A 15,512-nucleotide genomic window follows, 5' to 3' on the forward strand; every position below is an offset into this window, starting at 1 on the left:
GCCTTTCGGTAAAAGACCGTAGCTAGCACCTAGGTAGGAACGTATCGCATTGTGCGTTATTATTATATGTGCATGAATAAGACTCTTACAAGTGACTTTTTATCTAGCCAAAGGCTTACATAAAACGTCTAACTATTGATCCCCATATTATGGATTACCATATTATGGATTACCATATTGATGACGGCTTATAGCGTGGCATTTGTTGTTAGTTTAGCAAATGCGACTGCTTTATGCCTAGCGCACTACTACTATAGGTTGTGGTTGCCGTTAGCTACTACTGCGCCTAATTGCATTGCAGGCCCATTAATGCACACCATTGCTAACCTCTACAAACTGTTAGATAACATTTTTCTATGAGTATGTATCGACATGACCATACCAAATCCCGCCATTAATACGATCAGCGCCGAACCGCCATAGCTCACAAGTGGCAGTGGCACGCCGACCACCGGTAAGATACTACTAACCATACCGATATTCACGAATACATAAACGAATAAAATAAACATCAAACCACCGGCTATAACCCTTCCAAAGGTATTCGGAACCTGCGCAGCAATAATTAAGCCGCGCGTAATGACACCAAGATATAGCCCGAGTAATAATAATACACCGATTAGCCCTAATTCTTCACCCAGCACGGAGAAAATAAAGTCGGTGTGGCGCTCAGGCAGAAACTCTAATTGGGATTGTGTCCCGTGTAGCCAGCCTTTGCCGAACAGTCCACCAGAGCCGATAGCTATTTTTGACTGGATAATATGATAGCCAGCTCCCAACGGGTCTATTTCAGGATTTAATAACATCATCACCCGTTCGCGCTGGTAATCATGCATCAAAAAGAACCACAGCACAGGAATAAAAGCTACAACCCAAAGCACGGCGACTGTGATAAGCTTCCAGCTCATTCCTGCCAGAAATAGCACTAATAAACCGGATGCAGCTATGAGTATTGCGGTGCCGAGATCCGGCTGCACCGCTACCAGCAGAGTGGGAACAAAAATCAGTATCAGAGAGATGGTAGTGTTTTTCAGCGATGGCGGGCAACTTTCTCGGTTGACGAAGCGTGCTACCATCAGAGGCACGGCAATTTTTGCTATTTCAGACGGTTGGAAACGAACTAATCCCAGATCCAGCCAGCGCTGCGCCCCTTTACTGATTTGTCCAAAAGCCTCCACCAGTACTAGTAAAAATACGCAAAATAGGTACAGATAGGGCGCCCAAAATTCATAGACCCGAGGAGGTACCTGTGCCATCACCAGCATAATAAGCAGTCCTGTTACGATTTGGGCAATTTTACGTTCCATTATGCCGATATCCTGACCGCTGGCACTCCAGACGACAAAGGCACTATATACCAACAGCAGAATGATGAAAAGCATCAGCATTACATCAATATGCAGCTTCTTCCACAAAGAGATTTGTGGCTGATTATTAGTCATGATCAGTTAATTGCTCTCGTTGCCAGGCAGGGCATGCTCTGTGTCGGTAAGTCTTTGGTGCTCTCGTTCAGGAGAATATGGTCCAAAATTTGGCGAGTAATGGTACCCACAGCAGGACCCACTCCCCCGTTTTCCAAAATCACCACCACCGCCACCGTCGGGTTATCAAATGGTGCAAAAGCGGTCATGAGTTTATGATCTCTTAGACGCTCGGAGATTCTATGGGCATTATAGATTTCGTTAGCTTTCAGGCCATAGACCTGTGCTGTACCAGACTTCGCCGCCACCTTATAAGGCGTGTCGGCGAAACTTTTGTGCGCCGTACCGTTAGGGCGGTTAGCTACGCCGTACATACCATCTTTAACTATCTTCCAATAGCCAGAATAGGGATCACCGATTTGCACATGCTGTGTCTGACGATAAGGAACTTGCCTGCAGTTTTTACGCGTGCTGTAAAACAGGTGTGGTGTACGTACCGCACCGTCGTTGATAAGGGTCATAAGGGCTTTCGACATTTGTACCGGTGTGGCGGTCCAGTAGCCTTGGCCAATCCCTACCGGGATGGTATCTCCCTTGTACCAAGGCTTTTTAAAACGTGATATTTTCCAATCTGGATTCGGCATAATGCCAGCGCATTCTTCAGAAAGATCGATACCGGTATACTGACCATAGCCAAATTTAGTCATCCATTCTGATATTCGGTCTATACCCATATCATAAGCAACCTGGTAAAAGAACGTATCCGCTGACTCCTCTAGCGCCTTGGTTACGTTTAGGCTGCCATGGCCACAGCGTTTCCAGTCGCGGTAACGTTTTTCTGATCTTGGTAACTGCCACCAGCCAGAATCAAACAGAGAGAAATTTTTATTAATGACGCCTAGTGTCAGTGCCGAAACCGAAATATATGGTTTGACGGTTGAGGCTGGTGGATAGACACCCTGCGTAGCACGGTTGATTAGCGGAAGGTTTTTATTCTCTAGTAGTGCGTGATAATCTTTACTAGAGATACCGTCCACAAATAAGTTAGGATCATAGCTTGGATTAGATACCAGCGCGCGAATTCCGCCATCGCGAGGATCTACTACCACAACTGCGGCGCGGCTGCCAGCCAGCAATTTTTCGATATATTGCTGTAGACTGAGATCCAAAGTCAGGGTAATGTCTTTACCAGCCTGTGGCTGCTGCTTGTGCAGTTGCCGAATAAACCGGCCACGGTTGTCGATCTCGACCTCTTCATAGCCGGTCTTACCGTGCAGTGTACTTTCGTAGTACCGTTCGATGCCCAATTTACCAATATCGTAAGTAGCGGCATCATTGGGCAGGATGCTTTCCTTATTCAGCCGTTCTATATCTCGATTGTTTATTTTCGATACATAACCGATAACATGGGTGAGCGCGGAGCCATAAGGATAATAGCGGCGCTGATACCTTTTTATCTCGACACCGGGAAAACGATACTGGTTGACGGCAAATCTGGCCTGCTGCACGTCAGTAAGACCTGCTTTCAGAGGGAGATAGGTAAAGCGACGGGAGCGTTTACGCTCCTTTTCAAAGTTTGCGATATCATCGTCAGTCAAATCTACTATAAAGCGCAAAGTAGCAATAGTTTCCTGTAAGTTACCTACTTTCTCCGGCACCAGCTCCAGCTGGTAAATAGTGCGGTTAAGAGCTAACGGGGTACCGTTACGGTCATAAATAATGCCACGATTCGGCGCGATTGGAACTAACTTAATACAGTTCTCGTTAGAACGCGTTCTATAATCTTCGAAGCGGACAATTTGTAAATGATACAGATTAGCTACAAGAACACCGGTAAGTAGCAAAAGCCCAGCGAAAGCGATCAATGCACGGCGGACGAACAGCGCCGACTCAGCTGAATAGTCTCGGAAAGGGTTATGTTCTATTTTCATTCAATAGTTATAGGTTTCTCCGTGACCAGCACACTACCGAAAATGGTAAAGTTAACGTTGATAGTTTACTCTGCTGCCTTAAATTCGGCGCCATCCCCTTTTTTAGGCAAATAGCTAAGATAGTCGTAGATAAAACCAATTTTTACATAGTTAGACATTTTGGTGCTGACGGCGATAAGCATAATTTTTATGCTCTAGCTAGCTCCAGAGTTTTGTCAAATTAGCTAGACAGCTAGCAGCTTTTTCTGCATGACATGTACAATCAAATCATCAAAATCGACGCTAATTAGTAAATTTTTACATTTTTACTCCTAACGGCCTTGGTCCGATTACATCGGACAATTCAATTCAATAGGCTAATTACTAGCGGTTAGTAGCCCCGGATAAATTCCGGTGAAAGGCGTCTGACGGGACGGCGAAGATAAGTCGCATAACGGAATAACATACCACTACTTGCAACCTAACGATAGAGGAAGAAAACAGTTGTCACACTCCCCAGCTAATCGATCACCATAGTAGTTGAGGCGGGCCATATTCGCTCGTAGCTTATAGCTTATCTCAGGTGCGGCACGGCGCAGGTGGATATCCATTGATCATCGCTGCCGGCAATGTGTTACCACATAACACTAGTGCGAGTGCATGAAGATCGTCCCAAATGGGATAGCTATAATTATGCTTGATGGTCAGCTCGATTTTAGTCATGAGAGTAACCGCAGCTATTAGCTGTGTTAAAGATAGGCGTACTAACGCTTTAGTTAGCAATAGCCGGCGGTTTTGCCATACTTTCTGGCGGTCGAACAGCGTGCGCATCGGGGTTCCAGCGATTTGCCGTTTTATTATTAGTAATAACAGTACTTCGCGCTGTATGCAGCGTAGCAAAAGAGTTGGCTCCGTGGCTTCCAGTCGCAGTTGGCATAAAATGTGCTTAGCGCGTTTGCTTTGTCCTGCTAGAACGGCATCAATCCAATGAAACGGCATGAAGTGCGCTGCGTCATGCACAACTGCTTCAACACGCGGTAGTGTCAGGCTCCCGTCGGGATAAAGCAATGAGAGCTGCATTAACGCCTGGGCCAGGGCCAACAAATTACCCTCGTAACAATAGCATAATAATTGGCAGGCAGCTTCATCAAGCGCTAGTTTCATATTTTTGGCACGTCTTGCCACCCAGCACGGCAAGTGCGCTTGCTCAGGTGTCGAGCAGATCAACAGGACCGATCTTTGGCTAACCAACTGAAACCAAGTACTTTTTTCTAACCTGCGCGTTAGCTTACTACCGCGCAGGATGACGAGGAGATCATCATGCAGCAGCAACGCTAATTGATGCAGTTTCTCGCCTAGCGCTGACTGAATGCTGCCATCCGGCAGAATAAGCAGCAGCGCTTGACGACTGGCAAACAGACTACGCGCTTGGCACCAGCTAAATAAAGCCTCCCAGTCGGTCCAGACATCTAATATAATGCTAACATATTCGTCAAAGCCTTTTACCTGCGCCAGCTTGCGGATGCGATCCTGACCCTCTTGCAACAGCAGCTGATCGTTACCAAAAAGTAAATAACAAGGGTACAGTGATTCTTGCAGTTGTGCATCTAGATGTTCAATCTTATAAAGCCGAATCATAGCATATAGTATCCATAGCACCAGACAGCAGTGCAACGCACCAGCCAACTAGCTGGTGCCGCCGATAGCTGTCGTTTTTTTCAATTTGGCGTTCAGCGCGTTATCCGCTTCTCTAGCGGCATATACCGACAGTAGTAGTTTACGCACCAATTGCTGTGCAAGCTGCTGAGGAAGTTCCTGGCGAATAATCTTCCTTTCAGCATCTTTCGCTAACGCTTTTAGCGGGTGATTGAAGAACGAACGGTATACCGTAACTTCGATGGGGTAGTAATCTTTACCTGGTATTAATACCTGAGCATGCACGCTTAACATCATTTGGTATTCCGCAGTCTTACCGTCTCTGAATACCGAGGCAGTCTTCTGGTTCTCTAACGAGCTTTCTATCCGCAGAGAGGGCAGCGTGGCGCTTTTTACCTTAGCGTCATCGACGATGGTAATATCGTGTAGGCGCAGCTCGGCGCGCACGGCGCGTGAAATTTGCCCGTAAGGATCTTTACTATGAAAGATTATGGTGTTAATTTCGTTCGGTACCTGAGCAGTGCTCAGATGATACCCGCAGCCAGCGCTGACTATTGCAGCAAGGCTTACTACTGCTAAAATCCGATATCGCACAATGCGTTCACTTATTAATCAACGACCAGGTTCAGCAGCTTACCAGGCACGTAGATCACTTTGCGTACCTTTGTTCCTTCTAAATATTTAGCCACTAGGTGCTCTTGGGTAGCGCGCTCTTGTACCAGTACCTCATCTGCGTTGGCTGGCACGGTAATCTTGCCGCGCAGTTTACCGTTGACTTGGATAATCATCAGCTTATATTCTTCCACCATTGCCGAGTTATCAGCTACCGGCCAAGGAGCATTATCAATGTCTTCTCCGCCTAGCGCTTGCCAGAGATAAAAGCAGGCATGCGGAGTAAACGGATAAAGCATTCTTACCACCGCCATTAAGGCTTCCTGTAGTATAGCACGATACTGTTCGCTTTGGGGCTGGAAACGCTCCAGCTTGTTCATCAGCTCCATTATAGCGGCAATAGCGGTGTTAAACGTTTGGCGGCGGCTAATATCGTCAGTGACCTTGACGATGGTTTTATGCACTTCGCGGCGCAGCGCTTTTTGCATATCGTTTAACGATGCAACATCGAGGGTGCTTGCCTGGCCTCTTTGGGTATGCTCATATACCCGTTTCCATAAGCGCTTTAGAAAACGGTTAGCCCCTTCAATGCCAGACTCTTTCCATTCCAGCGGCATTTCTGCCGGTGAAGCAAACATCATAAATAGCCGCAAGGTATCAGCACCGTATTTTTCTACTACCATCTTCGGATCGATGCCGTTGTTCTTCGACTTAGACATCTTGCTCATACCGGCGTAAATCAGCTGCCGTCCCATCGGATCAGTCGCGTTAACAACGCGTCCTTTTTTGTCTCGCTCGACGTTTGCTTCGGCGGGAGCAACCCAAACTCTCTCTCCGCTGTCGGAGCGGTAATAAAACGCGTCCGCCAATACCATCCCTTGACACAGCAGACGCTTTGCAGGTTCATCAGAGGTCACTAGGCCGGCGTCGCGCAGCAATTTGTGGTAAAAACGAAAATACATTAAGTGCATGATGGCGTGCTCTATGCCGCCGATATATTGATCTACCGGTAGCCAGTAATTGGCAGCGGCTGGATTAAGTATGCTACGATCATAATCCGGGCAGGTATAGCGTGCGTAATACCAGGAAGATTCCATAAATGTATCGAAGGTATCAGTTTCACGCAACGCCGGTTGGCCTTGATAGGTAGTTGTAGCCCACTCAGTATCTGACTTCAGAGGACTGCTAATACCGTCCATCAATACTTCTTCAGGTAGGATAACCGGAAGCTGATCGTCAGGAGTTGAAACTATGGTACCGTCTTCGAGCGTCAACATGGGAATAGGTGCTCCCCAATAACGCTGGCGGGAAACCCCCCAATCGCGCAGACGATAGTTCACCTTGCGCTCGCCTACACCGCGCGCTACCAGAACATCTGCGATAGCGTTGAAACCGGCTTGAAAATCTAACCCGTCGAATTCGTCGGAATTGAACAATACACCCTTGTTAGTCATCGCCTGCATGCTCAGGTCTGGCTCGCTACCATCGGAGTTTAGGATAACAGGCTTCATCTGCAGCGAATATTTGCGCGCGAACTCCCAGTCGTGCTGATCGTGGCCCGGCACAGCCATGACCGCTCCGGTACCGTAATCCATTAGCACGAAGTTGGCTATCCATACTGGTAGCGACTTCCTGGTTAAAGGATGGATCGCGTACAGGCCGGTAGCTATGCCTTTTTTCTCCATCTTAGCCATCATACTAGATCCGACCACCTTAGTCATGTGGCATTCCTGGATAAAGTGGGCCAGGGTCGGGTTGTTCACTGCCGCCCGCAGCGACAGCGCATGACCAGCAGCCACAGCGATGTAGGTTACTCCCATGAAGGTGTCCGGTCGGGTGGTATAAACCGTCAAAGTTTCTTCGCTATCGACGACATTGAAAGTGATCTCAAGCCCTTCAGAGCGGCCGATCCAATTGCGCTGCATAGTTTTTACCTGTTCAGGCCAGCTCTCTAGCTTTTCTAGATCATGCAGCAGCTCGTCGGCGTAAGCCGTTATTTTAACAAACCATTGCGGAATTTCCTTGCGATCAACTTGAGTCTCGCAGCGCCAGCAGCATCCATCGATAACCTGTTCGTTAGCTAGCACCGTCTGATCCTGTGGACACCAGTTGACCTCAGATATTTTTTTATATACTAGTCCTTTTTCATACAGACGGGTAAAAAAGCATTGCTCCCAGCGGTAATAGTCCGGACGACAGGTGGTAATTTCTCGGCTCCAGTCATAACCAAACCCCAGCAGCTTAAGCTGATTTTTCATGTAATCAATATTAGCATAGGTCCAGGAGGCCGGCGCGATATTGTGTTTAACAGCAGCGCATTCTGCTGGTAGCCCGAATGCATCCCAACCCATTGGTTGCAATACATTTTTCCCCAGCATACGCTGATACCGCGCTATCACATCACCGAGAGTGTAGTTACGCACATGCCCCATATGCAGGCGTCCTGAGGGATATGGTAGCATGGAAAGGCAATAGTACTTTTCCTTACTGGAATCCTCGGTGACCTTGAATGTCTCTTGTTCATGCCAGTGTTGCTGGACTGTGGTTTCTATTTCTTCTGGGCGGTAAAGCTCTTGCATGGCAGCCAGTAGTCCTCAATTAGCGTTTCTTAAACAACAGACAGTGCTTGCTCACTAGTCCAGTAAGCAATACTATTATTAGATAGTATAGAATACACCATTCAACTAGTTAATTTATTTATGTATTACGTCGAGATGATGAGGCCCGGCATACATCTAGTAACATGCTTAGCTTATCTAAGATCCTTAGACAAGGACGGCAGCGTCCAAAAATCAACGCAGTAAATCCGGCTAATAGCGTAATGATCCATATAGGCCAGGAGCCAGCCCGGGCATAGGGCGTCAATGCCCGGGTCGGGACCATGTGCACATTAAGCACTTCCCGGGTAAATTGCAGTAATTGTGCTTTTGTTGTGCCATCAGCGTTAATTACTGCCGTAATACCGTTGTTTGTACTGCGCAAAAGTGGTCGTCCCAGCTCCAGCGAACGCATACGTGCCATCTGAAAATGCTGCCAAGGGCCAATGGAATGCCCAAACCAAGCATCATTGGAAATGGTCAGTAGAAAGTCAGTATCTGGACGGAAATTATCCCGCACCTGGCCGCCCAAGATAATCTCATAGCAGGCCGTAGCGGTAAGCTTCATTCCGGCTACTTGTAATTGCGGCTGCATATATTGCCCCTGGCTCAAAAAAGACATTGGTAGATTAAACAGTGGCGCTAGCGGCCGCAATATCCGCTGCAACGGAACCTTTTCGCCAAAAGGCACTAGGTGGTGCTTATTATATCGGTCCTCTGCAGGATAACTATAAGGTTTAGATTCGCCTAGAACTACGATACTATTATAATAATCATAGCCGTGCGGAGTTGGGCGAGCGTCTATAATGCCAGTTATCAAACTAGTGTGCGCTGGGCGCAGTTGCTTATCAAGCTGTATCAAGAAGGCGTTTTGAGCTATCTCGTCATCCGGAATTGCCGATTCGGGCCAGATAACCATCTGCGCCTTTCCGAGGGACGGCAGAGTATGTTGCAAATAAATATCTAGTGTTGGGTGGACCTGGCTGGATTGCCATTTCATCGCCGGGGCGATATTGCCCTGAACTAGGGCCACATCGATGCCCCGCTGCGGCTCTAATTGATACCATTGCAGCGAACGTAGCGGCCAGGATAACAGCAGCAACGCCAGTGTGCTCAATGCCGGCGCCAGCCGCCGCTGGGCTAGAGCCAATACCGCTAGGCCGCTTATCATTACCAATAAGAACGTAATCCCCTGCACGCCAACGATGGGCGCAATACCCTTCAACGGCGCGTCTATTTGACTATAGCCAAATTCTAACCAGGGAAAACCTGTTAGCAACCTGCTGCGCAGGAATTCAGTGACTGTCCAAAGTACCGGAGCACCGAGCGCTAGTCGCCACAGCCCAGTGCTAGGCCATAAACGTGCTAGCAAGACGGCAAATAACATGGGATAGAGCGCTAGATAAGCGGCTAACAATCCCACCAGCGCTACGTTGACCAGACTGGGCAAACCGCTAAATTGCGCGATACTTATGTATACCCATTTGACGCCGTTACCGAACAAACTAAACCCCCATGCGAACCCTAGTACGGCAGCCTGACGGCTACTACGGCTAAGCGTAGCCGCTAGCAACCCGCCCAAAGAGACGATTGCTGCAGGCCATAGGTCATAAGGAGAAAAAGCTAACATACCGCAGGCGCCGGTAATAAGCGCTAGCAGTAATCGCAGGCGCTGGCATGCGTAATCCATTTATGGTAACATTCGTTGAATATTTGAAAAGTATAATAATTTACTACTTTAGCTATTATCTATGGCAATTTTAAAGAAGATGATCTCAACCTGCAGATAGCATTAAAATGCTTTAAACGTGAACGTTTCACGGTTTCACTAGGTAGTGGCTTTCTCTATCTAAGATCTACTAGAAGCTCATCCGAACATGAACTCAAGCATATCATCTCATCAATAATCACTATATACTGATCAATTAGTCGATGACCATGTTTATTTACTATTACTATACTTTATCCATAAGATAAGGGTCTCGATAACCTAGTTTTTTCATAATCTCAGTTTCCAGCGTTTCCATTTTAATGGCTTCATCATTTATGATATGATTATACCCTAGTAGATGCAGCGAACCGTGAATAACCATATGAGCCCAATGAGCCTCTGGCGTTTTTATCTGCTCTAGCGCTTCTCGCTCCACTACTTGGCGACAGATCACTAAATCTCCCAATAGCGGCAGCGCTACTTCAGCGTAGTTTGTAAAGGAAAGCACATTAGTTGGCTTGTCCTTGCCGCGGTACCTAAAATTTAGTTCATTGCTTTCTGCTTCATCTACAAGACGAATGGTCATCTCCGCTTCATCGTGCAATAGCGGTAGTATGCCGCTCAGCCAGCGGACAAAAGCTGACTCGGTAGGTAGATCGTGCATTTTGCTGCACGCAAATTGCAAATCAAGAATAATCTTGCTCATTCATGTAGTTATTCTAACTATTGAGTTGAATAGTGATAATTGGTATTTATTGAACCACGTCCATAATCGGACGTGCCATTATTCTTCGCCTAAACCTACATCAGCAGATACTGTGCCGCCAACAGTACTACTGCATTTGATCAACGCTATTATAAACTTAGTATTATGCATTTTACATTAACAACACTACGATGGAATGAGGTACTAAATGCTCACTAACTATAGAATAGGTAAAATAGAATAGGTAAATTTTCTACGATTAAATATCTACTATAATACGGTACAGCAGTGCCGTGTCTATCTATCAAAGATAAAACTAAATCTGCGTATCAACTTAAGCTAAACAGCTTGTTACGCATACCTCTTCATTTTAATAACAAACTGACTGTCAAAGTATCATTGATCTTCGATGTTCAGTATCGAACGCCGTGCACCGGCTTTTAATAAAGCTTTACACCTCTTATCTATCATCGGTGGCAAACAATCGAAGTTTCTTAACAGATTGTTTTCAATGATACTTTGACTGTCCGTACTTACCTGTGCTGATTGTAAGGTATGTTCTATAAGCTTGTATTGTTTAATACAATGTGCCTATAATAAAGATTATTTTAGTTCACTATTGAGTTCATGTTATGATCCTTATTACAGATGCTGCCCAAGAATATTTGGCTAACTTGCTGTTAAATCAGGGAAAAGGTACCCAAATTAGGGGTTTTATTATCAATCCTGGCACGCCACATGCGGAATGCGGAGTTTCCTATTGTCCGCCAGATGCGGTGGCGGTCACAGACATTGCGTGTAAATTTGAAAAATTTTCTTTATATGTTGATGAGTTAAGCGCTCCTTACCTACAGGATGCAGAAATCGACTTCGTTACCGATAAACTTGGCTCGCAACTTACATTTAAGGCACCTAACGCAAACATGTGCAAAGTAAGCGACGAAGCGCCGCTAATTGAGCGCGTTGAGTATCTTCTGCAATCGCAAATCAATCCAAAATTGTCAAGTCATGGCGGTCAAGTGAATCTTATCGAGATAACCGAAGATCTGGCTATTCTGCAGTTTAGCGGTGGCTGTAATGGGTGTGCCATGGTCAGTTATACGCTTAAGGAAGGAATTGAAAAAGAATTACTAAAAAATTTTCCTGAGTTGAAAGGGGTACGCGACTTAACAGAACATCAACGCAGCGAGTCTTCCTACTATTAAGGTGTTTACCTTGATCGACCAGTATCATACTGCACTGCTTGAAAAACGCATTAAATTTATTTTATTATAGCAGTGTGGCTATATTTGGCCGCACCGTTATACCGAATAATTGCCGAGATTTTAATATATTTTAATTTGATATATTCCTTATTCTAGGAGCTGATAGCGACGTTAGCTAAGCTAAGAAGATATTGACCAGTATTAATGGAACGCTTATTGTTTTAAGCGCAATAGCGCAATATAGCGCAATAATGAATGATAGAAAACTGTTCGTTAAATATTAGCAATAATAACCTTAAATGAGTAAACTGAAATTATTAAGCTTATCAGGAGACTCTTATGGCCAGCAGAGGCGTTAATAAAGTAATTCTAATCGGCAATTTAGGTCAAGATCCGGAAATTCGCCATATGCCTAATGGCGGTGTAGTTGCTAATATAACGCTGGCAACTTCAGATAGCTGGCGAGACAAGCAGACCGGCGAGATCAAGGAAAAAACAGAATGGCACCGGGTGGTACTATTTGGCAAACTAGCCGAGGTAGCTGGAGAATATTTGCGCAAAGGTTCCCAGGTATATGTTGAGGGTTCTTTGCAAAACCGCAAGTGGCAGGACCAAAATGGCCAAGACCGTTATACCACCGAGGTCGTGGTCAATGTAGCCGGCACCATGCAAATGCTCGGCGGACGTCAGAGCACTAATACTGGCAGTGCCCAGCAGGTAAGCTGGGGACAGCAGCAGAGCAACAGTCCTCAATTAAATGTCGGTAAGGTGTCGGCGATACGGCCACAGAATAATACCCCGACGTCCGGCAATGAATTACCTATGGACTTTGATGACGACATTCCATTCTAGAATGGTTAGGCCATTCTAGAATGGTTAGGGTATTGGTTAGTGCTGCTGTATTCAACGACCCTAAAAATCAGAATTATATATCTAGTTCATTAATAAAATAACTTATTAGTAGAAGAGCTGCTTGAGTGTGCTTAATTGGCAGGAAGAGGACGCCAGCTGCATAAGCTAGTCTACGCACGAACAGCTATCTGCTATTTTTATACTGTAGTTGTTAGCTTAGCTAAGCTACCCAGTTTAGATGAAATATGCACCTTTTGCTCTGTAGCAAACGCCCGCCGCCTGGATTTTGATCTCGAGAAAACAGCATACCATGGCTTGAAGTCAATCAAACTAGCACAACCGATCTAACCATCCTAAACTTTATTTAACCGTCTTTTTTATCTACCAGGCATATAGCCGATCAAGAGAGTTGATAATCACAACCAAGGCTAAAAAAATGTAGAGTAACAAATAGCGATACAGCAAAATTTTGAATAGTCTCTTAAATATTATGAAACTAAAATAAAGATGCTTATGAAAAGACAGCTTTCCATATTGATAGCCAGCTTGATATGGTCAGCGCTGTGTAGCCAAAAAGCCTTGTCACAAGAATTTTCAGCTTTTAAAGCTCAGTGTTTTCTAGGCGTACCTGCCTACAACAAACCGTTGGTCAACGAGGACCATAAAACCCTACCGATTTATATTCAGGCCGATAAGGCCAAAGTTCATGCTACCGATAAGGCAACTTTTTTAGGTAACGTGAATATTGAACAGGGCAACATTACTTTGAGCGCCGATCAGGTTCAGTTGCAGCAGTCCAACGACAAACAGCTGCGTACCGTAACCGCCATGGGGAACGTCGAATATGCCAGTAATGAGATAAAACTGAAAGGTGCAAAAGCCTTGTCAAATCTCAATACTAAAAACATTGATGTCTACAAAGGAAATTACCAGATGGTGGGGCGGCAAGGCCGCGGCGAAGCCGACACAATCAAGCAGCGCAGCGATAACCGCTATCTAGTGTTAGAAAATGGTAGCTTCACCTCCTGTTTACCAGGTGATAACAGCTGGAGTGTAGCTGGATCAAAGGTGATCCATGATCGCAAGGAACAAGTAGCTGAGATTTGGAACGCACGCTTAAAAATTGGTAACTTATCAGTTCTATATAGCCCGTACCTGCAACTTCCGGTGGGCAATAAACGCCGTTCTGGTTTCTTGATTCCCAACGCTAAATATGGCAGTAGCAACGGCTTTGAGTTCAGCACTCCCTATTACCTAAACCTAGCAAAAAATTATGATGCTACCATCACACCAAAATACATGAGCAAATGGGGCATGCAGCTACAAAACGAGTTCCGTTACTTGACTATTCTGGGTGATGGTCTAGTGGAGTTAGACTGGCTGCCTCATAACCAGATCTACAGCGGTGAACATAGCAGCGCTAGAGCTAGCGATCGCTGGCTACTATATTGGCGCCATAATGGCGTGATAGAAAAAGTATGGCGCGTTAACGTCGATTATACTAAAGTCAGCGACTACGATTATTTTCATAATCTGGATTCTAAACACGGTAGTACTAACGACAGCTATACCACACAAAAATTTAGCATCGGCTACGCCAACAAAAATTGGGATACCGCTCTATTTTACAAGCAGTTCCAGGTGTTTGATAACAGCAGCGCCGCTTATCTCGCAGTGCCCCAGCTTGATTTAAACTTTTATACAAACGACGTTCATCTATTAGACTTCAAGTTTTTCAGCCAGGCTGTGAAGTTTATCAACATCAACAAAAGCTATCCCAAGGCAACGAGGCTACATATCGAGCCTACTCTAGGCCTGCCGATGGCTAACAGCTGGGGCAGTTTGAATACCGAAGCTAAACTGATGGCAACTTACTATAAGCAAGAAAATTTTAATAACTACAATATGTTGACTGGCCGACATCTGAAAGGAACGGTTAATCGGATCCTGCTGCAGCTCAAAACTGACGGCAAGATAGTTTTTAAACGCGATATAGATTACCTGGTGGACTACACCCAGACCCTGGAACCGCGGCTGCAGTATCTTTATGTCCCTTATCGCAATCAGAATAATATCGGCGTCTATGACTCAACTATGCTACAAACTGATGATTATGCTGGCATGTTTCGCGATCGCAGCTACAGCGGACTGGATCGTATCTCTTCCGCCAATCAGCTAGCTGGCGGCATTATGACACGTATTTATGATAATCAACGAGTGGAAAGAGTTAACATATCCGCTGGTCAAATATACTACTTTTCACGGCCACGAACTGGTGACCTCAAAGGAACATGGGACCGGTATGAGAATACCGGCAGCCTGGTATGGGCAGGAAATAGCTACTGGCTTATTAATAATAATTGGGGTTTTCGCGGCGGTTTTCAATATGATTTCCGTCTCAATAGCATCGCACTGGGCGATATGGTATTGGAATATCGGCGCGATGAGGACTGCATTTTGCAGCTGAATTATCGCTACGCTAGCCCGCAGTATACTAAGCATCTGCTGTCTAATATGCTGAATCCAGGTTGGCAACATAGCATTTCGCAAGTAGGCGTTACCGGCAGTTGGCTGCTGGTTAATCGGTGGTCATTGGTTGGCACGTATTATTACGATGTCAAAATGAACCAGCCAGCAAACCAGCTTATCTGCTTGCAATACAATACTTGCTGCTGGGCTGTCAGCGTCGGATATGAGCGGAAGATTACTGGCTGGAACAGCGCCGACAGTTCCAGTAAGTACGATAAGCAAATATCTTGTATCATTGAATTGCGTGGTTTGAGCAGCAATCCTGGCTTACATTTCTTGACCAAAGACAGCCTAGCTGATATATGGTAAAAAT

General features: G+C 45.6%; 10 protein-coding genes. 3 read left to right on the top strand and 7 right to left on the bottom strand.

The genetic code is table 11. The annotated features are described in order from the left end of the window. Nucleotides 1-329 precede the first annotated feature (329 nt). The 7 genes from mrdB to ybeY all read right to left on the bottom strand — a co-directional run bounded on the left by mrdB (nucleotide 330) and on the right by ybeY (nucleotide 10,613). Nucleotides 330-1,442 (bottom strand): peptidoglycan glycosyltransferase MrdB, encoded by a 1,113-nt coding sequence (gene mrdB / locus A4A70_RS01930; RefSeq protein WP_067567940.1) that lies wholly within the window; start codon nucleotides 1,440-1,442, stop codon nucleotides 330-332. Nucleotides 1,443-1,444: 2 nt separating this feature from the next. Next, on the bottom strand, nucleotides 1,445-3,352 hold the full coding sequence (mrdA, locus tag A4A70_RS01935) for a peptidoglycan DD-transpeptidase MrdA (protein ID WP_067567942.1): 1,908 nt from the start codon (nucleotides 3,350-3,352) through the stop codon (nucleotides 1,445-1,447). Between the two features lie 558 nt (nucleotides 3,353-3,910). Beyond that, nucleotides 3,911-4,969, bottom strand: a complete 1,059-nt coding sequence (holA, locus tag A4A70_RS01940; RefSeq protein WP_067567944.1) for a DNA polymerase III subunit delta — start codon at nucleotides 4,967-4,969, stop codon at nucleotides 3,911-3,913. A 48-nt stretch (nucleotides 4,970-5,017) separates the two neighbouring features. Continuing rightward, on the bottom strand, nucleotides 5,018-5,581 hold the full coding sequence (lptE, locus tag A4A70_RS01945) for an LPS assembly lipoprotein LptE (protein WP_067567946.1): 564 nt from the start codon (nucleotides 5,579-5,581) through the stop codon (nucleotides 5,018-5,020). A 14-nt stretch (nucleotides 5,582-5,595) separates the two neighbouring features. After that, nucleotides 5,596-8,178, bottom strand: a complete 2,583-nt coding sequence (leuS, locus tag A4A70_RS01950; protein WP_067567948.1) for a leucine--tRNA ligase — start codon at nucleotides 8,176-8,178, stop codon at nucleotides 5,596-5,598. A 118-nt stretch (nucleotides 8,179-8,296) separates the two neighbouring features. Beyond that, entirely contained in the window at nucleotides 8,297-9,886 is a 1,590-nt protein-coding gene (lnt, locus tag A4A70_RS01955) for an apolipoprotein N-acyltransferase (RefSeq protein WP_082798877.1), read from the bottom strand. Between the two features lie 265 nt (nucleotides 9,887-10,151). Then, nucleotides 10,152-10,613 (bottom strand): rRNA maturation RNase YbeY, encoded by a 462-nt coding sequence (gene ybeY / locus A4A70_RS01960; protein WP_067567950.1) that lies wholly within the window; start codon nucleotides 10,611-10,613, stop codon nucleotides 10,152-10,154. A gap of 632 nt (nucleotides 10,614-11,245) precedes the next feature. Between ybeY and nfuA the strand changes: the two genes are divergently transcribed. From nfuA to lptD, 3 genes are all read left to right on the top strand, one after another. Beyond that, on the top strand, nucleotides 11,246-11,818 hold the full coding sequence (gene nfuA / locus A4A70_RS01965; protein ID WP_067567952.1) for a Fe-S biogenesis protein NfuA: 573 nt from the start codon (nucleotides 11,246-11,248) through the stop codon (nucleotides 11,816-11,818). 339 nt (nucleotides 11,819-12,157) lie between these two features. Beyond that, complete coding sequence (locus A4A70_RS01970) at nucleotides 12,158-12,670, top strand: single-stranded DNA-binding protein (protein ID WP_067567954.1); 513 nt, start codon at nucleotides 12,158-12,160, stop codon at nucleotides 12,668-12,670. A 513-nt stretch (nucleotides 12,671-13,183) separates the two neighbouring features. Beyond that, nucleotides 13,184-15,508, top strand: a complete 2,325-nt coding sequence (gene lptD / locus A4A70_RS01975; protein ID WP_067567956.1) for an LPS assembly protein LptD — start codon at nucleotides 13,184-13,186, stop codon at nucleotides 15,506-15,508. Nucleotides 15,509-15,512 lie beyond the last annotated feature (4 nt).

Origin of the sequence: Candidatus Hoaglandella endobia (assembly GCF_900044015.1) — a bacterium.
Lineage (GTDB): Bacteria > Pseudomonadota > Gammaproteobacteria > Enterobacterales > Enterobacteriaceae > Hoaglandella > Hoaglandella endobia.